Source organism: Bacteroidales bacterium (assembly GCA_031275285.1).
In the GTDB taxonomy this organism is placed as follows: domain Bacteria; phylum Bacteroidota; class Bacteroidia; order Bacteroidales; family UBA4181; genus JAIRLS01.
Genome location: JAISOY010000058.1, coordinates 1 through 24054, shown reverse-complemented (window position 1 = coordinate 24054; position 24054 = coordinate 1). Strand labels below are relative to the sequence as shown.

Sequence of the window (24054 nt, the reverse complement as noted above, 5' to 3'; positions counted from 1 at the left end):
ATTTGACGATGATGGAACAATCAAAATAAATGATACATCCTTTCAGATACTTTATTTCACGAAGCAGAGTCGAAAAAATTAAAAATAAAATTCAAAATGAAGAAAATAGTTATATCCATTCTATTAACGGTGAGTTTGTTCATATCGGGATTTTCCCAAACCGACACAAGAACACGTGTAACCAGGATCGCGGATCTGGTCATGAAATTACCTGCAGAAAATACGGCAGTCTTTAATCAATTGATGGACGAATTAAGCCGTTTAAGTGGTGTTATCATTGATTTGGCGCCCCAGTTAACCGATCCCGGCGGAAATGATGCTCAGATCCGTTATGCCATCAGCGGTCTTGCCATGTATTCTTCGAAAGACCCAGATAAAAGAGCAGCAGTAGCCGGAGATCTCTGTAAGGTCATCCCTCAGGCAAAATCAGACGAAATACGTGATTTTTTATTCATTCAGTTACAATATGTGGCTGGTGCCGGATCAGTGGAAACGGCTGTACAATATTTAGGGAACAACCGCCTTGCCGATGCTGCTGCACGTGTATTGGTGCATGTAGGTAATGATGCTTCCGGAAAAGCATTATTATCGGCACTTGACGTGGCGAGCGGTGCACAGCAAATCACTATTGCAAAGGCATTGGGCGACATGCACTACCTTCCTGCAATGGATGCATTGACCGGATTGTTAAAGAACAATGATGTGAAACTGAAGAAAGTGGTGCTGCATAGTCTGGCTGAGATTGCTTCCCCTGTTTCCGAAAAAACATTATTGACTGCAGCCGAAAATGCCGGATATAAGTACGAGTCCACTGATGCTTTCGGTTCGTATGTTTTGTATTTGAGGAACAGTCTCGGTTCACATTCAGATATGGTAGCTAAAGCTGCTAAAAAGATGCTGAAAACGACTTCCGAGACATCACAGATAGCAGCTAAAACAGCAGCGTTGGAATTGGTGGTATTATCGTTGGGCGGGAAATCTGTCGACTATGTGGTTCAGGCGCTGGCAAGCAAAGACAGACAATATCGTGAAGCCGCATTAAAATATTCGGTCCATATTCAGTCGCCGAAAATGTACGAAGCCTTGATGAAAAAGGCAAAAAGCGAAAAACGTACTGAGGTAAAAGCTGAAATACTGACTGCTTTTGGAGCTCGGGGCGATAAAGCCGCATGGCCATTCGTAAAAGAATGCCTGACAGATGTTAACAGCAACATTCGTCAATCGGCAATTATTACTGCCGGAAAATTGGGAGATGCAAACGCAGTCCCATCCATTATAAAATCAATGAATACCGACGATGAAAAAATTGTAGAAACTGGAAAAAACACCTTGTTGACAATGAACGACCATAAGATGGCTGATGATCTGGCGTCGGTGATAAGTCAGACATCTGCATTGTCTAAAGTGGCTTTTTTGGAAATAATGGCAGCGCGGGGTGCCAAATCACAGCTTGAGACGATCTTTGCCCAAACCTCATCAACAGATACAAAAGTGCGGTTGGCTGCTTATGAAGCATTGGCACCGGTGGTTTCGGAAAAGGATTTTCCCCGTATAGCAGAGTTATTGAATAAGGCAACAGATAAAAAAGAAACGGCGGTATTACAAAAAGTGATGTATTCCTCCATAGCATCTTCGAGCCAGGCACAACAAACACAATGGATATTGGCACAAATGGATAAAAGCCCGAACCCGTCATCCTACTATAACGTCCTGGCAATGGTTGGTGGTCAGGATGCCTTGAAAAGAGTAATGACCGGGTTTAACGATAATGCCGGTACCCGCCCGGCAGCATTTGAAGCGCTTACTGCCTGGAACGATGCTACCGTACTTACAGGGTTATATGAAATTGCTGTAAAAAATCCGGCAGGCGATTATTTTGAAAGGGCGATAAACAGTTATGTATCAAAAGTAGGTGCGTCGAAGGAAACACCCGAACAGAAATTATTATTGTTAAGAAAAGCCTTGGAAATAGCCAAAACATCTACCACAAAAAGAAGTATTTTAAACCAGATTGCACATACAGGCACTTTTATCGGATTGATCACGGCCGGAAAATATCTTGATGATGCTGATAACAGCGTGCAACAGGCAGCGGTACAGGTCGTCCGTACGATATCTTTAGATCATCCGGAATACTATGGTACTGAAGTTACCGCTTTATTAAATAAAGCAATGGCTGTAAATCAGGATCCGGAGGCCGGATACCAAAAAGAAGCCATACAAAATCATTTGGCAGCATTACCTAAAGACGAAGGTTTTGTGTCTATGTTTAACGGCAAAGATTTAAACGGCTGGAAAGGATTGGTGGAAGATCCGGTAAAACGCAGTAAAATGACTTCTAAAGAACTGGCACAAAAACAAAAGAAAGCCGATGAAATTATGAGGCGGGACTGGCATGTGGTAGATGGAATATTGGTTTTCGACGGACCGGCTTATGATAATCTTTGTTCTGAAAAAATGTATGGTGATTTCGAAATGTATGTCGACTGGAAGATTGCTGCCAAAGGTGACGCCGGTATATATCTGCGCGGTTCGCCGCAGGTTCAGATATGGGACAGGCCGGAGATAGGGTCGGGCGGTTTGTTCAACAACAATAAAAACCCCAAAGATCCTTTAGTGGTTGCCGACAACCCTGTAAATGAATGGAATTCTTTTTATATAAAAATGATTGGCGAAAAAGTGACCGTATACCTTAACGGGATATTGGTGGTGGACAATGTAGTGCTTGAAAATTACTGGGATCGTTCGATACCTATTTTCCCAAAAGAAGCTATTGAACTTCAAGCGCATGGAGAAAGGGTAGAATACCGCGATGTGTATGTTCGCGAAATACCGAGACCCGAACCTTATGAGGTTCCGGCAGCCGAAAAAGCAGATGGTTTTGTCCCCTTATTTAACGGACTGGATATGACGGGTTGGATAGGTAATTTTAATGATTATTCGGCACGGGACGGGATGATCGTTTGTGAACCTGCACCCGGATCGTATAGTAATCTTTATACAGACAAGGAATACTCGGATTTTATTATTCGTTTTGAATTTCAATTGACTCCCGCTGCCAACAATGGTCTGGGTATTCGTGCTGCGCTCAATGGCGCAGGAATGGAGCTGCAGATACTGGACAGCGAAGCAGATGTATATGCCAATTTAGCTGCTTATCAATATCATGGATCAGTATATGGACTTATTCCTGCTAAAAGAGGCTTCCTGAAACCTGTCGGGGAATGGAATTCTCAGGAAGTCGTTGTTGATGGCCACCATATTAAGGTTACACTGAATGGAACAGTGATTCTTGATGGAAACATAGCTGAAGCCAGTAAAAATTCTCATCCGATGCTGTCGGTTAAACGCGGACATATTGCATTCCTTGGGCATGATTCGAAGTTGGCATTCCGGAATCTCAGGATAAAAGATCTATCCAAATAGAACATCATGATAACAAACTTTTCAAAAACACATAATAATTAAAAAGATATGGAACAAAGAAGGCAATTTATCAAGAAAATGGTAGCCGGTAGTGTTGCAGCGTCCGCTTTACCTCATCTGCTTTCGGGCAAAGGAACAGTAAAAGGATATCAGGGTGTGAGTACCCCGCTACAGGACGATGCACCTGTTCGCATAGCACTTATCGGAAAAGGCGGTATGGGGACGGGCGATACACGTACGGCTTTGCAGGTGCCTGGTGTAAAGCTCGTTGCAGTATGTGATCTTTACGATGAACGGTTGCAAAGTGCAAAGAAAGAATGGGGTGACGATATTTTTGTGACGCGCGATTACAAGGAAATTTTGTCGCGCAATGATGTAGATGCCGTAATTGTGGGTACCTCCGATCACTGGCACCAAAAGATCAGTATTGATGCCATGAAGGCCGGGAAACACGTCTATTGTGAAAAACCGGTAATACACAAAATTTCCGAAGCCAAAGACCTGATCAAAGCGCAGAAATTGAGCGGATGTGTTTTTCAGTCGGGGAGTCAGGGCATCGCTTCGATTGGTAACCGGAAAGCAAAGCAGCTGGTACAAAGCGGAGCGATCGGCCAGGTCAATTTAATCGAAGCGGCGTTTACTTCCGGACCGCGTCAGGCTTGTAGAGTACCTGACGGTATATCGCCGGAAGATATCTGGTGGGACCGCTATATCATGAATGCACCCAAGGTCGCCTTTGCACCTGACCGCTTTTTCTGCTGGCGGAACTGGAAAGATTACGGAACGGGTATCGCAGGCGATTTATTTGTACATGTGTTATCGAGTTTGCAATATATTATGGATTCGTCCGGACCCGGAAAAGTATATACCACAGGAGATGTAGACGGTATAGGCGATACACCCTACATCATGCTGGGATATTTCGACTATCCTGCCAAAAATGGAAAAAATGCTTTCAAAGCGGCATTAACGGCAAATTATGCTGACGGTGTATCGGGGAAGTGGGGCAGTTTAGATTTCACTATCATAGGAAGTGAAGGGACGCTCAGGGTGCAATGGGATAAAGTGACCTTGAAAAAACCAAGAAAGGTTTCGGTTTCCGATTTCAACGGATTAGCTTCGTTAGGAAACACTATAGACAAGCCGGAACAGATAAGCGATAATGAGCTACTATTTGTGGAAAAGGGTTATAATAGGTGTCACCTGGATCATTTCACCCGTTTTTTTGATGGCATCCGTAAAAGAACAAAGGTCGATGCAGACGTCATGTTTGCAGTCCAGACAGCAGTTCCGGCTGTTATGTGTTTTGAAAGCTATCTTTCAGGTAAGCCGGTGTATTGGGATCCGGAAAAATTGAAAATTAAAAAATCCTGACAAGTGTCATGTTATTGATATAGAGATGGCTATTTTGATGTAATCGACCCGTTCGGGATAGCTATTGTTTAGGTAGATAGCCATCAAATGATTTCAACATAAAATGTGTGTCAAATCCGTTGTATCGTTCCGGATTTTATCTGTTGTCAATATTTCTGTCTCTCTATCAATAATCACAATTTTTTAACATTCTGTGGACAATTACTGTATATCTCAATGATGTACATTATCAGGATGTTTTGCTTATTCGGCTTATTTTCTGACGACTAAGGAATAATCAATATGAAAATATCTGAAAATCACACTATTTCTGGGATAATGAAAGTGATTACACTGATCATCGTATTTTGCCTTGCTATGCCGGCGCAATCACAAACGATTACGGGGTTCGGTTTTCCTGGCGAAGCTACTGGCTTGAGCAAAAACCTCAATGGTGTGATTGATCATGAAAAATATACAATAACCGTTACCACACAGGAATGGATTGAAAATATATCACAACTTCCTGCAACATTCACACTTGACGGCAATTATGAAGTGAAAGTGGGCAGTATCGTGCAGGAAAGCGGAATCACAACAAATGACTTTCGCAAAAATGTTATTTATACGGTAGGCGGTCATGTACAATACACAGTAATTTTCGAATCCCCCCAGGCAAGTGGACTTCCAATAATTAGGATCAATACCCAAAACGCTGTCTCTATAACCAGTAAAGAAAACTACGTGAATATGACATTCAATTTAACCGATCCGAATAATTCCGGGAACAATATTTCAAAAACCGACTTTAAGGATGGAGTCAGGGGACGAGGGAATGACAGTTGGATTAACCCTAATTCCTTGAAAAAGTCATATAGGGTAAAATTTGATAAAAAGACCAGTTTATTTGGCCTGGCTCGTGCAAAATCCTGGGTATTGATCGCTCAATACCGGGACCCGACCTTGTTGTTTAATGTTATTGCATTTGAACTTGGGAGTCGATTTGAATTACCTTTTAATCATTCCTATAACTTCGTAGAATTGTATCTGAATGGTAAATATAAGGGAAATTACCTGCTTACGGAACAAAATCAGGTGGGGGAAGGGAGAGTGGATATAGATGAAAATGAAGGTTGGTTCGTTGAAATGGATGATTATTATGACGAAGAACCAAAATTCAGAACGGAAAAATACAATTTGCCTGTTATGGTAAAATCGCCTGAAATTGAGCCTTCTCAAATCAGTAATCCTGCTTATCATTTTGTCAGGAACGATATTAACCAGTTATGTAACCTGATGACCACGGCGGAATTCCCAGAAAACGGATACAGGGATTTGATAAATATGAACACCTTTATTGACTTTCTTATGATCACAGAAATTGTTGACAATAAAGAAATCCGATCCCCAATGAGCACGTATGTATACAAAGATAAGGGCAGTACAATCAATATGGGCCCTTTATGGGACTTTGACTGCGGGTATGGCTACGACTATAATTATAATCACTTTAAAGATCCCAATAGCCGGACTCCAATGCAATCATTTTTTCGAAGATTTTTTGAAGACCCGGTATTTCTGATGAAATATAAGGAGCGATGGAATGAAAAGCATTCGGATATTGCTTCCATTGATAATTTTATAGAAATGACTGCAAATAAAATTGAGCGTTCCGCCATTGAAAATTTTAAAACATGGTGGTATCGGGTAATTTCTTCCTGGTGGACAACAAGATATCCGACAGAGGATAATAACTTTCGGCAGCAGATTGCGAACATAAAAAGTTACCTGAATGCACATATTTCTTATCTGAATGCAGAAATAAATAAGGCGGAAGTTTTGCCGGGGAGCAAATCCTTTCAAACTCAGGAATTCGGAACGGAAGTTGCCTCCCAAACATTTACACTTGTTGCGTATGGTGATATAAGTGGGTTGAATGCAAAATTGGAAAAAGGAGAATTATCAGATTTTGAAATTTCATCAAATCTGGCCAAAGAAGCAACCGGAAATGGCGGATATTTTGCAACAATAAGCATTAAACCTAAAGATTTGCTTTTCGTTGCAACCTATACTGATGTACTTACTCTTGCAGGAAATAATCAGGGAAATCCGTTTTCAATGAAGATCCCGTTGAGATTTACAGTGGTCAAAGCGAATCCGGCCATAATACCAATGGAATTATACGCGAATCGCGGACAGTTACTTGCAAGTGTTGAATTACCTGATGGCTGGAAATGGGAAAATGAAACTGCTTTGGTTGGCAATGTGGGACAGCAGACGCACAAAGCGCGCTTTACCCCGGATGATACTGATAATTATAACATTTTACGCGGTGTTGACCTGATTGTAACTGTTAGTGATATAACAAGCAGCGGAGAAATACTGCAGGCAAATCAGTTGAAGGCATGGGTTCGTAATGGATTATTATCTGTAACCGGCCTTATTCCCAATGAAATATTGAGTATATATACCACAACCGGAGCACGGGTATACCACAGCATAGTTACATCCGATAAAGCGGATATATCATTAAAAGTTCAGGGAGTATATATTATTTCTTCGGGAAATCACACAATTAAAGTCGTATATGAATGATTTCAAGCATATACCTTACTATGGTTATCTTAATAAGGCTGATATCCGGTTTTATCCTGCCCGGTAATGGGACGTATCACTTTACAGGGAACCCCGGCAGCAATCACGCCCGGAGGGACATCCCTGGTGACTACGCTGCCCGATCCGATAATGCTGTTATCCCTGATAGTGACTCCCTGGTTGACCGATACTCCGGCGCCCAGCCATACATTATTTCCAATTTTCACAGGCCTGGCATAACATCCTCCGGCTATCCGCTCTCCGGCATCAATAGCATGATTGGCGGTATATATTCCCACACGGGGACCGAACAATACATTATCGCCGATTTCAATATCGGCACCATCCAGTAGGATGCAATCAAAATTGGCATAAAAATTATCACCAATGGAGATATTGAACCCGAATTCACAACGGAATACCGGTTCGAAGTGGACTCTTTTACCTACATTCTTTAGAAGTTTTCTCAACACTTCTACTCTCATCTCATTTGGCTCCCCAAAAGTGGCATTATATGCTGTTGTTAAAAAGACCGCTTCCTGCCTGGCTTTCACCAGCTCTTCGCTCAGGTCGTTATACATGGCTCCTGACAACATGATTTGCTTTATTTGCTCTACATCCATTCCGGTAATTTTTACATACGAATATATTCATTACTGTCGGAAAAAACGGGCGTTATGATGAAAATTTTAATTTTTTTCCTGTTATATGTATGCATATAAATCTGTCGCCCGTTCCGATTCTTCCGGGTAACGTTTTTATACTATGATACATACCAATATAAAAGTATATGATCTAGTACAGTCATCATTACTTGTTCAAATCAAACAATGAATGAGTTTAACTATCAAACCTTATTGTACCGAGCATTTTTACTATTTCAGGATCACGGTGATCCAGGAATACACTTTGTGCAGTATCTAGGGTTTTGATGGTATACATATCTTCGGAAGTCAATTCAAAGTTGAAGACATCGAAGTTTTCGGCCATTCGTTCTTTACGTACTGATTTGGGAATAACCACTACATCACGTTGTATCAACCAGCGAAGGATCACCTGTGCAACGGATTTACCATATTTTTTCCCGATCGATGTCAATATTCCATTACTGAAAATATCGTTTTTACCTTCGGCGAATGGTCCCCAGGATTCGATTTGTACAGCATTATCTTTAAGAAATTTCTGATTTTCAATTTGCTGGTGGAATGGGTGGGTTTCAATCTGGTTAACCGTGGGAACAACCTCATTGTGTACGATCAGATCCATGATTCTGTCCGGATGAAAGTTACTTACTCCGATGGCCTTTATTCGTCCGTCCTTATAAAGTTCTTCCATTGCCCTCCATGAGCCGTAAACATCGCCGAAAGGCTGGTGGATAAGGTATAAGTCCAGATAATCCATTTGTAATTTTTTTAAAGACTTTTCAAACGCTCTTTTTGCATTTTCATATCCGGCATCCTGTACCCAGAGTTTAGTGGTGATAAACAAGTCTTCACGCGGAATACCACTACGCTTAATGGCTTTTCCTACGGCTTCCTCGTTCATATAGGCTGCTGCCGTATCTATGGAACGATATCCGGTTTGTAAGGCATCGAATACAACATTTTCAGTTTCTGCAGGTGGTACCTGATATACGCCAAATCCCAGGATAGGCATTTCTACTCCGTTGTTTAATTTTACTGTTTTCATATTGATTGAATGATTATTTTCCATATACAAAAGTATTTTGATTCTGAGAACCGAATTAAGTAATATAAAACAATTAATGTTATATTTGTTGAACGTAATCTATTTGATCAATGTGACTTAAGTAAATAATAAATAGCACTGAGTGCTTAGTGCAGTTCAAACCATCACTTATTCAAATCAAACATAACAAAAATATATGTGTTTACAATACTTGATCGGTATTCAATAACTTCTATTGCATTTCCTTTGATGTTTTCTGATGTATTGATCATATTTCTTTAATGTCAAGTGCAAATGTAATAGATGACAATATTTTCTACTTTCCTCTCAGGCTCAAATAATTTTGCTCTAAAGTTCATTCTGTGTTCACCGGATATTCCGGTGAAATTTTAATTATTCATCTTATTGACTAGTTTAAATGTATTTGTTTTTGGTTCCGCAATAAGTCAATGTCAATCTGTGCATTGCTCTTGTTACAGCAACATAGAGCATACTTCTGTCAATCTCCGTATGATAATTTCTGTCGTTGACCTGTGGTATGATTACTTCGTCGAACTCCAGACCTTTGGCCATGTGAGCCGAAGTAATAATGATGCCTTTTACAAAAGCCGAACTCTGGTTCGATAAGAAATAAACATCATCAGTGTATACATTTAGTTGTTCTGCCATTTCTTTTGCCTGGGATTCAGTTTTACAAATTATTCCAAGTGATTTATGCCCGGATGCTTTGAATGATTTGATCAGGTGGATAATAGTAGAGATCTCCTCTTCGTTATTCTTAAGTTGTATGACTCTCGGGTGTTCGCCATGTCGTGCCACTGGTTCTAAGTCATCGTTTGTCCGGATTTTCTGTGCAAAATCGGTAATCTCATAAGTGGAGCGGTAGCTTTTACATAATTTCATGACCTTTCCGTTTATGAGCGATTTTTGTATCATGCCGGCTGTAGATGAACCATACGGATTCACCGACTGTCCTGCATCTCCAAGAACAGTTTTCCTGCAAGGATAGAGCTTTTGTAAAACTTTATATTGAATGGGAGAATAATCCTGCATTTCATCGATCAGGAGGTGTTTCACCTGGGATTGCACATAATTACCTTCCAGAACCATGTGAATGTATGCTAAAGGAGCTAAATCGGAATATTCGAGTGTCCTGTTCTTCCGCATTTTGAACATTTCAGGTTTTCCGATCCATTCAAAATAGGCTTTATATACCTGGAGATCGTTATTACCGGCGAACATTTTCTTTATTTCTTTTTTGAGCAAATTGTGTTCGGCGGTGGTAACATTAATATGGTATTGATTATGTGCCATCTCCAGGATATATCTGGTCATGGCATCAAAACGCCGGCGCATCGGGTAACGGCTGAAACGTTTGAATTGTTCTTCGATAAATTCGGATGGAATGGTAATATATCTGGTCAGTTGTACATCATTGGCCTTAAAATAGTTGTTTTCGATGTACAGGATAAAACGGTCGAGTTGTACTATGAAATCAAAGGTAGCTTTGAATTGAATCCGTCCGATGAAATCCATCGAAGGCTTTCCAAGCAATTCATTTACCTGTTCGAAAAAAGTCTGGTATTTATATTTGTGGTTCAATATACCTGAGAGTATCTGTTCCATGCCGGTTTCAGGAACACTTTCTTCTCCCAGCTCCGGCAATACATTTGAAATGTAGTCGGCAAAGACCTTGTTGGGTGAAATGATCAGTATGTCTTTTGATGAAAGCGTATCTTTCATCGCATATAGCAGATAGGCAATACGATGCAAGGCAATAGATGTCTTTCCCGATCCTGCTACTCCCTGGATAATCAGATGTTGGGCATCTTCATTACGGATGATCTGGTTTTGTTCCCGTTGGATAGTGGCCACTATATTCTTCATTTTATCGTCGGCATTTGCACTCAGCTCTTTCTGCAGAATATCATCATGAATAGTCAGGGAACTTTCGATCATGAATTCCATTTTGCCCTTACGGATCCTGTACTGACGTTTAAGCGAAATATTCCCATCTATCTTTCCTGCAGGAGAGCTATAAGAAGCATTTCCCAGTTCGTAATCATAGAACATGGCTGATATGGGCGCCCGCCAGTCGTAAATCAGATTGGTTTTGCTATTTGGATCGTAAAATGTATGGATTCCGATATATACGGGCAGTGTTTCAGCATTCTTATCCTTTTCTTTAAAATCTATCCGTCCGAAAAAAGGAATGTCCAATATGCTGCCCAATCGGTTACGTTTATCAATTACTTTTTCACCCAATGCAAAATGATTCAGGATACTTTCGCGCATTGACCGGATTTCGTGCGGATCAATATCTTTGTTCGTCCATAAATAACTCTTGTATTCCTGCAGGGTATCAACATGGTCTTTTACGGAAACATTGGCGTGGTCGATTGTTTCCTTTATGGTATTTATGACATACTTCAAATATTTCTTTTCCTGTTCTTCGCTCTTGTTGATGATCATGTTCTTTACCTTATCAATTAAAAAAATGGTGAAAGTAAACTTTGCTCTTTCAAAAAAATAGTAAAAATAGGACATCATTTCCTTTTCGGAAATGGCTATTTATAGCTAGTAATTATGTAGCTTTGCCAGAGTAAATGAAAAATGAACATATCCATATTAGTATAGCCAGCCTGGAGGATTTGAGCGAAATACTTCATCTCCAGAAACGGGCATTCAGGACAGAAGCGGAATCGCATGGGAATTATGATATTGAACCCTTAAAGCAAACTTATGAATCTATTTTGTCTGACTTTACTAATTATACATTTCTTAAGGCAATGTATGATGGGAAGATCATAGGTTCTGTAAAGTACAGGATGTTGGATGACCGGGTATGGATTGGAAAACTTATTGTGGATACGGACTATAGAAGGCAGGGATTAGGCAGAAAATTACTTACGGAAGTAGAGAATGTCAATCCCGAAGCTAAAAAATTTCAGTTATTTACAGCCGCATCAAGTATACATAATATACGCTTGTATGAATCTGTCGGTTATCAGGTCTGCCGGCAATATCAGGATGAAACACAGTCTGATCTCCCGATGGTAGAAATGGTGAAGGTAAATTACTGAAAAACAGTTTAAATTGATGGCCGAAAATCAAAGGATGATGCCATAATCCCTTGCCGTATTGATTGCTTCGATGATATTATCGACCTGCAATTTTGCCAGTATGTTTTTCCGGTGGTTATTAACCGTAAAAATACTTAAATTCAGCCTGGATGCAATTTCTTTACTCAGGAGACCCTGACGAATAAATAACAGTATTTCTTTTTCCCGATTGGTTAATTGCTTCTCTGCAGGAATATCTGCTGAGGTTAATACCTCACCTGTTTGCCTGTTTACCACAGTGCGTCTGACCTTTTCGGAAAGAGTCCTGTCCGGTGATATGTCCATTACCCCCATGATCATCCATGCCTTACCGGTTTTATCCTTCTGGGTTACCTGTTGGCGGCTGATCACATTTACATACTGCTGTTTTGCATTCAACATGCGGAACTGAAATATCTGCTGGTAATCATTTCTGTTTTCCACAGGAAGCGAATAGATAAACTGCCCGTGATCGATCTGGTATTCTATCAGCTGAGCCCTGTCATCAGGATGGATTCTTTCTTCCAATAAGTCACCCTGTTTTCTTATTGTTTGTATCCGGACAGGATGATATCCGAAAATGCAGGAAAAATTATCAGAAGCGAAATCATACCTTTTTTTGAATACATCGACAGTAAAAATACAACTTTGACTTATTTGGGAAAATTTCCGGACGGATTCTCTTTTTTTACTCCAGCAATCATAATCCACATCAAGACTGCTTATCTGCTGTTTTGCCCACAGTTCCTCAGGCGTTATTTTATGGTGAATCATGATGCAAAGATAGTCATAAATAATTATTTACAGATATGGTTGATGATTGTGTCTCTGATGTTTCAAGATGAAGACAAAAGAAATTAAGAACGGATTTCATACCTTTCCTTTGCCGCTTTATATTTCCATGCCATAAAATCTGCCAGTGATGGTGGTGATAATATTCTGATGGTATCGGCAAAACCAAAAAACTCCCGTTGCAGTTCCTGATTGATGATTACTTCCAGTTCAAAAACCATGGCGCCGTCTTCTTGTGTTTCTATCAGTCTTTGGCTTTTATGGAAAGGTTTGGTTTGCACATAGGGAGCATTCTGCCTGTCTACCCAAAAACGAATTTTTTCGGCTTTCATACCGGTATTTTTAGTCACACCGACAAGGTCATCGAAGAAGGTGACAGGATCAAAGAGCTTATTTTCCCCGTAATATTCCCCCTCTGCGATCTCTATGTGATGTATCCTATCAAGTGCCAGGTTGATCAGGGTTTCGTGTTTCTTCTTTGTCCCGAAAACAAACCAGCGGTTACGGTATTCTTTCAGAAGGTACGGATAGAAAACAAAATTGCTTGCGGAACGGGCTTTGAACGACCTGTATTTGATGTGTAGCGCTTGTTTGTTGACAATAGCGTGATAAACCGTATCCAGATAGTTCAACCCCTTCAGGCTTTCGTTCTTTTCAAAATCAATCACAGGGACTGTTTTCTTTCGTGCCGAAGTAACATGGTCTTCCAGCCGGCTTACAATATCTCCCATATCCGAAAAATACGAGAATCCTTTGAACTGCCGCAAAACTTCAACGGCTTCCGACATCACTTTCAGATCCTTTTCGGACAATGGCGTATTGGTAATGCTGTAATCAGGATCGTCATATTTATAAAACTTGTTGTCGTAAACCACGATGGGCGCATTGTATCCCAGTTTTTCACTGCGCATCATCTGGATATCCATCTGGATGGTACGTTTGCTGATGCCTTTGTCGATTCCTTCGTATTCATACAATGCATCGGAACATGCATCGATCAGGTCTTCGAGCGTCCATTGACGGAACCTGTTGCGTAAACAGGTATCGATGGTTTTATAACGGATTAATGCATTACGGTTTACAGGCATGATGGTATTCTTTTATTCCTGTATTGATCAGTGATTCCAAATCGTTCAGTTTTATTTTCAGCATCGAGGAGGGAATAACAAAGGGAGTACCTGCCATATAGTAATTATTTCTCAGTCCCTTTGCCTTAACACGACTCAGGTATTTTTCGGGATCTATAACAAATATCAACAGCATTTTATTACCTGAAATTTTGGTAATTTCCACATGTGTGATGTCATTCCATTCAATGGTACCCGCTCTGGGTCGGGTAATATTGTCGGTAATACCGTACCTGTCGATAACCAGATTTTGTGTGTTATCGAATAATTTTCGGGGAAATATGATCATGGCAATTCCGAAAAACAAAATACAGGCGGATGCAATTATTTTCTGAAATATTCCGAATTGCGGATCCAGAAGTATCCAAATCCCTGCAAGTACAAATAAAGCGGCACCTGCAAACAACTGAATGATCTTTGCTTTGCTGACAGGAATGACAATTTTATCTTCCATTTTTACTTTTTCTACAAAAATAATGAAAATATTTTTTATTACGCAAAAACGTTGCGTACCTGCATTGAAATCTTTGTAAAGTCAAACAGGAAAAAGAGTGTCGTAAGAGGCTTTTAACCATTAAAATGAATAAGATGAAGTTTAATTATGTAACCAAAGGAAAAAGTAAGGTGACAAATTACGAAGGAGCGGAAGCATACCGCTTGTCGCCTGAATGGCAATTATATGTTGCAGCTGTAACCTCTTCGCTGGGTGACAAGTTTTATGAAGGTGCGCAGACACGCATCGAAACATTGCGCCGGCTGATTGTACAATGCGATCCCGTGTTTGTGGCAAAGCTTGCGGTGTACACCCGCCAGCAGATGAACCTGCGTTCCATACCCCTGGTGCTGGCCGTAGAATTGGCAAAGGTACATCAGGGCGATTCGACCGTGAAAAAGATGGTAGCACGGATCATACAACGTGCCGATGAAATCACCGAATTGCTGGCTTATTATCAGTTTGCCAACGAGCGGAAGGGTACGAAAAAACTGAACCATCTGTCGAAACAGCTGCAGGCAGGTTTGCAGGCAGCGTTCAACCGTTTCGACGAATACCAGTTTGCCAAATATAACCGCGATGCGGAGATCAAGCTGCGTGATGCCTTGTTTCTGGTCCATCCGAAATCGAAGGATGATGCGCAACAAATGTTGTTCGACAAAATCATCAATGATATGCTCGAAACACCGTATACCTGGGAAACGGAGTTGTCGATGCTCGGACAGACTAAATATGCGAGTGATAAAGAAAAGAATGTCGCTTTCCGCATGAAGTGGGAAGAGTTGATCGACAGCGGGAAAATCGGCTATATGGCCTTGATGCGAAACCTGCGTAATATCCTGGAAACGGAAGTATCGCAGCAGCACATTACGAAAGTATGTGGAATCCTGTCGGATGCCGAAGCCGTTCGCCGTTCGAAACAGTTGCCATTCCGCTTCCTTGCGGCTTACCGTGAAATATCGAAAGTAAAATCGGGAGATGCCGGCAATGTAATGGATGCATTGGAAAAGGCTGTCAGTATTTCAGCCGGAAACATCAAAGGGTTCGATAATGATACGAAGGTTTTGATCGCCTGTGATGTTTCGGGTTCAATGCAAAAAGCCATATCGCCGAAAAGCAAGATATTGTCGTATGATATCGGGCTGATGCTGGCCATGCTTTTGAAATCGCGTTGCAAAAATGCCATCACGGGTATGTTCGGTGATACCTGGAAAGTGATCAATGTGCCGACCCGGGGTATTCTTGCCAATGTAGATGCATTCTACCGCCGCGAAGGTGAAGTCGGATATTCCACCAACGGTTATCTGGTGATCAGTGACCTGATCAGGTGTAAACAAGCAGTGGATAAGGTAATGGTATTTACCGATTGTCAGTTGTGGAACAATCGTAACGACGAGAAGATTTCCAGCTTGTGGAATACCTATAAAACAATTTCTCCCGGTAGTAAACTGCACCTGTTTGACCTTTCGGGCTACGGTACCACTCCGCTGGATATCACCCGCGAAGATGTGTACCTGATCGCAGGCTGGTCGGATAAGATTTTCGACATCGTTGACGCCATCGATAATGGTGGTAATGCGCTGGACGAAATCCGGAAAATAGAATTGTAGCTTAAGAAGTTTTGTGGATGTCGTAGTAAAGGGATACTTCAGATTGTCACTCTAAAAACCCTATACGTATGTCACTCCACAAAACTTTTTTAATGAAAAAAATGACCTATTGTTTACTTTATTGAATTTCAGAAATATACTTCTTTTTAATGTCAATTAAATCCCCGAAAGGGTGAACCTTCCGGGCATACTCAAAAATCACCCTTTTGGGTGATTGACGGGTGTTTTTATCATCAATACTTTTGTCTGAAATAAATTGTAAATCTTATCCATTTACTTATGAAGAATATTTGGATCATCATATTAATAAGCATTCTATTAGGGTTTGTTTCCTGCTCATCGAAGGACGATTCCGAAGATGAAACGGTTTATACAGTTACTTTCGACACAGATGGCGGCAGCCCCAGTCCTTCCGTCCAACAGGTGAAAGCCGGTGATATGGCTGTTGCACCGAATGTAAATCCGGTTAAAACAGGTTATGTATTTCTTTTCTGGTACCTGGATGGTGTAAAAACGGCTTATAATTTCCAGACACCTGTAATTGGGAACATTACACTTTATGCCCGATGGGAAGACGAATCAGCTGCCGAATACTGGCAGGTTAGCTGGGAGTTGAATGGTGGCAAATGGCCTTCGGAAGATAACCATGTGTCCCGTGTGGTAAAAGGCGGAACACTTGCCGAGCCTGCTGTTCCCGTCAAATCTGACGATACTTTTGAAGGCTGGTACAAGGAAGCGGATTTTACCAATAGAATCACTTTCCCTTATGATGTAAGCACCGTGACAGGTAACTTTATCCTTTACGCTAAGTGGAAAAACAGCGGCGGCGATCCTTCTTCTGTCAACCACAACATAAGCAGTGCAGCGGAATGGAATGCCGCCGTGAATGCTGTCAACACTGCCGGTAACAATAAAACACATACCTTTACTGTTACCAAAAGTTTCAGTCTTCCGGGGGTAGGTACTACTACGTTATTTACCAAAGAGTTGACCGATATTGCGGTAACCATCAAAGGACAGGGCAGTCCTGCCCCGGAAATAAGTGTAACAACCGACAAAAGGGGATATCTGATTTATCTTGCATCTGTATCACAAAAAATCGTGCTGGAAGACATTGTTCTGAAAGGTCATCCCAGCAATAACGCGGCGGTACTTTGTGTGAAGACCGGAGAACTGGTCATTGGGAACGGAGCCGTTATTACCGGAAATACCAACACCGCCGGTGGTAGCGGAGGCGTGGATGTGGGTGGTAAACTCATTTTGGATGGCGGTGAAATCGTTGGTAATGTTTCCGGAACTGCCAGTGCAACGAACGGTCATGGTGGCGGCATATGGGTAGATGACTTTGGTGAATTAATTATGGTAAGCGGTAATATCAGCGGAAACAAAGTTTACGGCCAGGGTGGTGGTGTATATGTGGATCTTTTTGCACGCTTTACTATGAAAGGCGGTAATATTTTCGGCAATACAGCCTGGGCGGCGAGTTCGGGCGCACGCGGCGGCGGAGTATATAACTCAGGAGGAGATTTTTACATGAGCGGCGGCAGAATTACCGGATACGACTGGATACACGGAAACGTCATCGATTTGCCGGAACACTATTCAGGTGATTTGAATATACGCGATAACTGCAATTCGGTAGTTATAGGCGTTACTGCAATGGGTAGCTTCGGAGCGGCTTTGTATAGTCCGGCTGGAGATAATCACTACGGTACTTTCACAGGAGAAACTTTTACGCAGACCGGTAGTTTTGGAAACAGTATTCATATCGAGAGGAATATTGAGATTGCCGATGGAGTCAGACTCAACCGGTTCGAAGCGAATGGCAAAACCTTGCATCCCTATCGCGGAGGAATGGATTACTGGGGTCATTTCTTCAACGCTGCTACCGAAAATGTATTTATAGGTTTAACCACGATATACGGTGAATGGATCGCGCTCGATATGTTGGTTCCCGACGGCAGGAACAGGTTAGTTGCAGGGACATATACATTCGGTACGGCCGGAACTTCTGCTGTCGCGTACACTTTCGTGGACAACGACTACACAAGCTATGTACAGGATGCTGATGGCAACAAGCTTAAAATGACCGGCGGGACGGTAAAGGTAACAGTTACGGGAACGGGCGATGACGCGGTTTACACTATCACGGTAGACTGTATGCTCGAAAATGACGGTAAAGTGAAGGGAACATACCGGGGGCCGTTGAAGTGGTACGATCTTACCGGAACATAACCAACAGTAAAGGGCGTCTGGTAAAAACGATAGTGTAAATTCCAGTGACAATATTAACCGGGAATTGTAAAACATAAATTATTAACGGATAGGAGATTGTTCATGCAAGGACGATCTCCTATTTTTTTCAAACAATCAAAACGAAACGGGTTTCGTTTCACTTAATCTTGAATCTTGAACTTTAAACTTTAATTGGGATTGTCAACACAATCTTGAGAGATATTTTTCCCCTTCGATTTACGATTCCGTGATATTGGCAGAAAATATGTATTTTTGTTTGGAGACAGGATTTACAGCAAACCCATTAAATATTGAATATGATGAACAAAGCAGTAGAATTATTACAGAAGAGTAAAGTTTTTTATATCGCCACGATAGACGGTGATCAGCCTCGTGTACGTCCTTATGGCGCTGTTGCCGAAATTGATGGGAAGTTGTATATCTGTACAAATAATAAAAAGCCATCATTCAGGCAAATGCAGGCAAATCCGAAAGTAGAAATCAGTGGCTTGTTGGGTGAGGATAAATGGTTTCGTATCAACGGAATTGTAAAAGTCGATTCGCGCACTGAAGTAAGGGCGGAATTTCTGAAACAGGTTCCTTTACCGATATATAAAGCTGATGACGGTATTTTCGAAGTGCTCTATTTTGAAAGCGGAACAGCGACAATCAGTTCTTTTACCGGCGAACCCGAAACATTTGCCGTATAAGTGGTATGTTCATGGATTTAGTAAATCGGTTGAGCCAGTAGAAAAGGGTATTTACTTACGGTGGGCTTTTGTCTTCGTAGTTGGCCTTTCAAGATTTACTAAATACTACCAGCGTTCTCATGAAGCGGGGGCAGGATGATTTTTCAGGTAAAGGTGACTCAAAAGCGGGTCGCCTTTTTCATTTTACAGCGATAAATAAAAAATAATCATAAAAAGGTAATTTTTTATAACTACGCAAAAATATTGCGCATCGCACTTTTTACTTTGCAACATCATACAGATGTTCATTGACAAGATATCAATAAAACAAGTGCCGTAGATAAGAGTTACTTCGCACTTCCACTGCCCGGGTCGCGGGTTCGATTCCCGTCACTTCCTGTTTTGCAAAAATAACGGAAGTGTAGCTCAGACGGTAGAGCAGGATATAGTCTCTTTTCGCTTGTCGCCTTGTTTTTCAATATACAACGAGTGCCGTAAAGAAGGGTTACTTCGATGGTAGAGCGGCCGTTCGAAAGAATGGTGTGCGTGAGTTCGATTCTCATCATCTACAAGGATGTAGCTCAGTAAATATCGCCCTTTTTGCTTGTTACCTTGTTGTTTTGTAATATATCCCCGTAGCTTAAAAGGAAAAGCCTGCGGAAAAAGATTGATCGTGCCGTAGAGTGTATGGATATCCCCGTATCGGCTGCGCGCTGGTATGGGTAGATTTTGCAGAAGCACCGAAAACATTCATTTGTAAGTAGGGAAGCGCATTTAGAGCCGTACTGCCCTGCAAGGGGAATGTGAGTTCGAATCTCATCGGGGATACGTGATTTTCAAAATATGCTATAGCCATTACACATTGTTGTAACCTGTCAGGGAAAAAGAACGTATAAAATTCATGTTTCGATAATGGAAGTTTCATTCTAAAAACGGAACCTTATTCTCAACAAGAACCAACCAATGGAAATCACTTCAAAGAAAATCGAAGAGCTTGCTCCGAATGCAAGTGCAGCCAAAAACGGCCGCGACCTGGTTACCAAAAATAAATTCTCCAATCTGAAAATATCGACGGACAAGACACTCATCTGGGGTGAATGTGCGGGTAGCGGGAAAAATCCCTACGCCTGTTCTGCGGATTATGTCGATGAAAATAATCCCGTCTTCCGCTGCAATTGTCCCAGTCGACAGTTTCCATGTAAACATGCTATCGGGCTGATGTATGCTTACGAAAAAGGATTGGCGTTCGCGGAAAGCGGTGAAATACCTGCCGATATTGTTTCCAAACGGGAAAAAATCGATAAAAAGCAGGAAAAGAAGGAACAGGAAAAAGAAGACATCAAGACCAAAGCGTCGAAGCCGAAGAAAGTGAACACAGCAGCTTTGGCGAAAAAGATCGATGTACAGCTTTCTGGTATCGACATGGCGGAAAAGATCCTGGCAAATATCGTACAGACGGGGATTTCGTCTGTCGATGCCAAAGAAACGCGGACATTGAACAGCCAAATCAAGGAACTGGGTAATTATTACATCAACGGTGTCCAGACGGCCTTCAACAACCTGATGCTGGAACTTGCCGATGTAACAGGCGAAGAGTACACCGATGTGATCAACCAGATCAATTTTATCTCGGTTTTGCTGAAAAAAGGCAGGGCATATCTCAGTCAAAAGAAAGAAACTCCCGAAGCACCACCCGAACTCGACTCCGCTATCGAGGAACAGATCGGGTATGTGTGGAAGCTGACGGAACTGATGCAACACGGACTTTATGAGGAAAACGCGGAAATTGTACAATTATCATTTAACAGCAGCGACAATCGCGCCCGCAGGGAATATGTGGACGAAGGCACCTGGATCAATCTGAAAAACGGGAAAATTTATAAAACGAAGAATTACCGTCCATACAGGGCTGCCAAATATATCAAGGAAGACAACAGTGCCTTCGATGTGTTGCAACTGAAGGAATTGTTTATCTATCCGGGCGACCAGAATCCACGGATACGCTGGGAGCAGGAATCGGTGAAGGAACGGAAAGTCGATGCTGACGACCTGGCCAACATACATTCGTTTGCATCGGTAAACTATGCCGAAACCATCAAATCTGTGAAAAATACAATGAAAAATCCGCTGATGGATAAAAATCCTGTCGTGTTGCTCGCCCTACACAAAGTGTACGTCAACGGCGAACATCTGGTGGTGGAAGACGGGCAAGGTAGCAAACTTACATTAATTGATATGACAGGTCTGAATATTTCTGCCGAAAACAACCTGAAATCCATGTTACCGGCAAATCCAGCAGGCATGTCGCTATTGGTGATGGTCAACAACGATGTGGCTACAGGATTGTTGTCCGCACAACCCATGTCACTCATCACATCGGAAAAAATCATCAGACTGTTTTATTAATGGAAAAAGGAAAGTTGAAAATGGAAAATTATTTCCAGTAGTCTGAGTGACAATATTCAATAATCAATAAAAAATAATCAATTGAAATGAGATTACAACCATTATACGATCTTCAACAGGATATTAACCGTTTGTTCATTGCAGGCAGCAAATTTGCCAAAGGCGATCCCCGTTTGCAGAAACATATCCCGATATTGGCCAAGCTGGGCGAAAAAGCGCCCGTTTTCAAGAAACTCTCGGGCGACATCGAAGACCTGATTCAGGCGGACAGCCGACAATCGGCGGAAAAATTAATGTCCGTTGCCACATTGCTTTATTCCGTGCTATACACACAGGGCGACTCGGTGGAGGTGGATGTGGAAGTAAAGGAACAGGTACCAGGTATCGATATCGGAAATGTGAACACCGTATTTTCGTACCTGCAACTGAAACCCGTGATAGAAGCGTTGACCACTGCCAGTTCGGGGCGGTTGGAAATCCTTAAAGATGCTTTGGAACGGAATATTTTCGAGGACTCGCGTACCTTTCTGTACCTCGACTTTGCGTTGGCCGATAAATATTCGGAACTGAGCGAATATGTGGCCGACACCATTATTCCCAAGGTCGGGATGCCGATGCTTCCTTTTCTTTTACAGAACTTTACGTATGAAGATAAAGCAGAAAACGTGCGGCGGTTGAGGTTGCTGAACAGGTTCGGTTGTACGGAAATAAAAGCAATGACGGAAAAAATATTGTCCGAACCGCTGCCCCTGTTGCAGGCAGAAGTGATTCATATCCTGAGTGGTAATCCCGAAAATGAAACACTCATCATTTCTCTTGCCAACGACAAAAATAAGTTGGTTCGCGAAGCCGCATACATGGCTTTGGCAAAATTGAATACCGAAACAAGCCTTGAAAAACTGACTTCAATATACCTGAAAAACAAGAACAAGACCAATCTGCCCGCTATTATTGCCGCATTAGCTACGTCGAAGCTCCCGTTCTTTTTCCGCGAGGTATACGACATGGTTTCGGTGGCTTTCGAGGAATTTATTGCGCTGGATAAATCGACGGATGATAAAATACTGATGGAAAAGCTGGATCGTTTCAAAACATTGTTGGATGTCTTTGAGAATAAGGAAAACGATCATGTGCTGAATTTCTTTGCCGACGTGTTGAAAAACAAGAAATACCGCCAATTGATCGCTGCCAAAAAAGCATTGCTCGAAAACCATGCTTACTCGGTAGCCCACAGTATCATCGGCAGTCTGAATACATTCAACAAAGCCACGGCCGTAGCTTTTTATGAAAAGAACATCGGCGATATTCCCGACGAGAACTGGAAAACGCCTTTGTGGAATAATTATTTCTATTCCGCAGTCGAATCAGGATATCCTAAGGACAAGGTGTATAAAACGTTCCGCGATGTCTTCAAAAAAGGAATGATCGGCGTCAGCAACCTGTATGACGTGTACAGCAACGGCAGCAACTTTTATTATTACAACGATAAGGATGTGGAAATATATACCGACAGGATCGATCCACGCTGGACGGATTTTCTGTACGATATGTTCTCGGGCAAAATGAAATGGGATTACGCATACGATCAGGCGCTTCAACTCATCAATGCCATTGAACCGAAAAGCAAAAAGTTCGATAAATTGTTGATTCATCTGGCTGCAAAAGTTGCACCTGCCGAAGAAGTTACCATTTTTAAGCTCATCATGGAACGGGAAATTGCCGACCGGTTCAGTATTATTTATTCTGTCATGGAGAAATATCCGAAAAACACCTATTATTACGCTTTAAATCGTTTGAAAAATACAGGTTTATGGACGCGATTCCCGAAAGAATATGCACCAAAATTCCGCGACCTGTTCCTGAAAACAAAAATAGATCTTTTTGAGAGTATCGCCGATGAAATAGAGTTCGGAAGCCTGAAATAAGAACCATTCTCCAATATTTGATAATCAACATTCAATTCATACACATGTCAGAAAAGAAAGAAGATGTTTTGAGGCTGCCCGCCGAATTGCTTTATGCAAATGAGCTTGGAGCGCTTAAGGATGAAGATAAAAAGGAAGAAAAACCCGCAGGCTGGCAGTTGTCGCCCAAAGCCGTGTTAAAATTTGTTACCGGTGGCAAAGCCTCAGGCGTCGATATTACTCCCAAGTATATCGGACATAACCGTTTGGTGGAAATTGCCATAGCTACGTTGCTCACCGACCGTTCATTGCTGCTCATCGGGGAACCGGGAACCGCCAAATCGTGGTTGTCTGAAAACCTTACCGCAGCCATTTGCGGCGATTCGGCCAAAGTAATACAAGGCACGGCAGGGACCAGCGAGGAGCATATCCGCTATTCGTGGAATTATGCCATGTTGCTGGCCAACGGTCCATCCAACGAGGCGTTGATTAAAAGCCCCATCTACAGGGCAATGGAAACTGGTTCGGTGGCACGTTTCGAGGAAATTTCCCGTTGTGCATCCGAAGTACAGGATGCGCTGATCTCCATTATGTCCGAAAAAACCATCGCTATTCCCGAGCTGGCAAAGGAAAT

General features: G+C 41.9%; 18 protein-coding genes. 10 read left to right on the top strand and 8 right to left on the bottom strand.

All coding sequences use genetic code 11. The features are described from left to right. Window positions 1-96 precede the first annotated feature (96 nt). From LBQ60_05395 to LBQ60_05385, 3 genes are all read left to right on the top strand, one after another. Window positions 97-3426 carry a DUF1080 domain-containing protein gene (locus LBQ60_05395; protein MDR2037340.1) on the top strand — a complete coding sequence of 1110 codons (3330 nt, stop codon included), beginning with the start codon at window positions 97-99 and terminating at the stop codon, window positions 3424-3426. A gap of 48 nt (window positions 3427-3474) precedes the next feature. After that, a complete protein-coding gene (locus LBQ60_05390; GenBank protein MDR2037339.1) occupies window positions 3475-4800 on the top strand; it encodes a Gfo/Idh/MocA family oxidoreductase in 1326 nt (441 codons plus the stop codon). A gap of 318 nt (window positions 4801-5118) precedes the next feature. Beyond that, window positions 5119-7374 carry a CotH kinase family protein gene (locus LBQ60_05385; GenBank protein ID MDR2037338.1) on the top strand — a complete coding sequence of 752 codons (2256 nt, stop codon included), beginning with the start codon at window positions 5119-5121 and terminating at the stop codon, window positions 7372-7374. A 29-nt stretch (window positions 7375-7403) separates the two neighbouring features. Here LBQ60_05385 and LBQ60_05380 read toward each other — a convergent pair whose 3' ends face one another. The 3 genes from LBQ60_05380 to LBQ60_05370 form a co-directional block, all read right to left on the bottom strand. After that, entirely contained in the window at window positions 7404-7997 is a 594-nt protein-coding gene (locus LBQ60_05380; GenBank protein ID MDR2037337.1) for a sugar O-acetyltransferase, read from the bottom strand. Window positions 7998-8214: 217 nt separating this feature from the next. Beyond that, window positions 8215-9063, bottom strand: a complete 849-nt coding sequence (locus LBQ60_05375) for an aldo/keto reductase (GenBank protein MDR2037336.1) — start codon at window positions 9061-9063, stop codon at window positions 8215-8217. Window positions 9064-9477: 414 nt separating this feature from the next. Further along, window positions 9478-11535, bottom strand: coding sequence for an AAA family ATPase (locus LBQ60_05370; GenBank protein ID MDR2037335.1), 2058 nt, complete (start codon window positions 11533-11535; stop codon window positions 9478-9480). A 134-nt stretch (window positions 11536-11669) separates the two neighbouring features. On the opposite strand from LBQ60_05370, the gene LBQ60_05365 reads away from it, so the two are divergent. After that, on the top strand, window positions 11670-12146 hold the full coding sequence (locus LBQ60_05365; GenBank protein ID MDR2037334.1) for a GNAT family N-acetyltransferase: 477 nt from the start codon (window positions 11670-11672) through the stop codon (window positions 12144-12146). A gap of 27 nt (window positions 12147-12173) precedes the next feature. Here LBQ60_05365 and LBQ60_05360 read toward each other — a convergent pair whose 3' ends face one another. From LBQ60_05360 to LBQ60_05350, 3 genes are all read right to left on the bottom strand, one after another. Continuing rightward, window positions 12174-12938 (bottom strand): LuxR C-terminal-related transcriptional regulator, encoded by a 765-nt coding sequence (locus tag LBQ60_05360; GenBank protein ID MDR2037333.1) that lies wholly within the window; start codon window positions 12936-12938, stop codon window positions 12174-12176. Window positions 12939-13021: 83 nt separating this feature from the next. After that, window positions 13022-14044 carry a WYL domain-containing protein gene (locus tag LBQ60_05355; GenBank protein ID MDR2037332.1) on the bottom strand — a complete coding sequence of 341 codons (1023 nt, stop codon included), beginning with the start codon at window positions 14042-14044 and terminating at the stop codon, window positions 13022-13024. Next, on the bottom strand, window positions 14028-14537 hold the full coding sequence (locus tag LBQ60_05350; GenBank protein MDR2037331.1) for a hypothetical protein: 510 nt from the start codon (window positions 14535-14537) through the stop codon (window positions 14028-14030). Before LBQ60_05350 ends, LBQ60_05355 begins: the two co-directional genes overlap by 17 nt. A gap of 134 nt (window positions 14538-14671) precedes the next feature. Between LBQ60_05350 and LBQ60_05345 the strand changes: the two genes are divergently transcribed. The 3 genes from LBQ60_05345 (at window position 14672) to LBQ60_05335 (ending at window position 19131) form a co-directional block, all read left to right on the top strand. Next, a complete protein-coding gene (locus tag LBQ60_05345; GenBank protein ID MDR2037330.1) occupies window positions 14672-16186 on the top strand; it encodes a TROVE domain-containing protein in 1515 nt (504 codons plus the stop codon). A 279-nt stretch (window positions 16187-16465) separates the two neighbouring features. Next, on the top strand, window positions 16466-18421 hold the full coding sequence (locus LBQ60_05340) for an InlB B-repeat-containing protein (GenBank protein MDR2037329.1): 1956 nt from the start codon (window positions 16466-16468) through the stop codon (window positions 18419-18421). Window positions 18422-18738: 317 nt separating this feature from the next. Beyond that, entirely contained in the window at window positions 18739-19131 is a 393-nt protein-coding gene (locus LBQ60_05335) for a pyridoxamine 5'-phosphate oxidase family protein (GenBank protein MDR2037328.1), read from the top strand. Window positions 19132-19457: 326 nt separating this feature from the next. Here the strand turns inward: LBQ60_05335 and LBQ60_05330 are convergent, their stop codons facing one another. Together LBQ60_05330 and LBQ60_05325 are read right to left on the bottom strand one after the other, a co-directional pair. Then, on the bottom strand, window positions 19458-19676 hold the full coding sequence (locus LBQ60_05330; protein MDR2037327.1) for a hypothetical protein: 219 nt from the start codon (window positions 19674-19676) through the stop codon (window positions 19458-19460). A 74-nt stretch (window positions 19677-19750) separates the two neighbouring features. Further along, the gene (locus tag LBQ60_05325) at window positions 19751-20035 is read right to left on the bottom strand and encodes a hypothetical protein (protein ID MDR2037326.1); all 285 of its coding nucleotides are present in this window, start codon (window positions 20033-20035) and stop codon (window positions 19751-19753) included. 38 nt (window positions 20036-20073) lie between these two features. On the opposite strand from LBQ60_05325, the gene LBQ60_05320 reads away from it, so the two are divergent. The 3 genes from LBQ60_05320 to LBQ60_05310 form a co-directional block, all read left to right on the top strand. Then, window positions 20074-21516, top strand: a complete 1443-nt coding sequence (locus tag LBQ60_05320; protein ID MDR2037325.1) for an SWIM zinc finger family protein — start codon at window positions 20074-20076, stop codon at window positions 21514-21516. Window positions 21517-21602: 86 nt separating this feature from the next. Next, the gene (locus LBQ60_05315; protein MDR2037324.1) at window positions 21603-23441 is read left to right on the top strand and encodes a HEAT repeat domain-containing protein; all 1839 of its coding nucleotides are present in this window, start codon (window positions 21603-21605) and stop codon (window positions 23439-23441) included. Window positions 23442-23485: 44 nt separating this feature from the next. After that, window positions 23486-24054, top strand: a 569-nt coding sequence (locus tag LBQ60_05310) for an AAA family ATPase (protein ID MDR2037323.1), incomplete at its 3' end; no start/stop codon positions are given.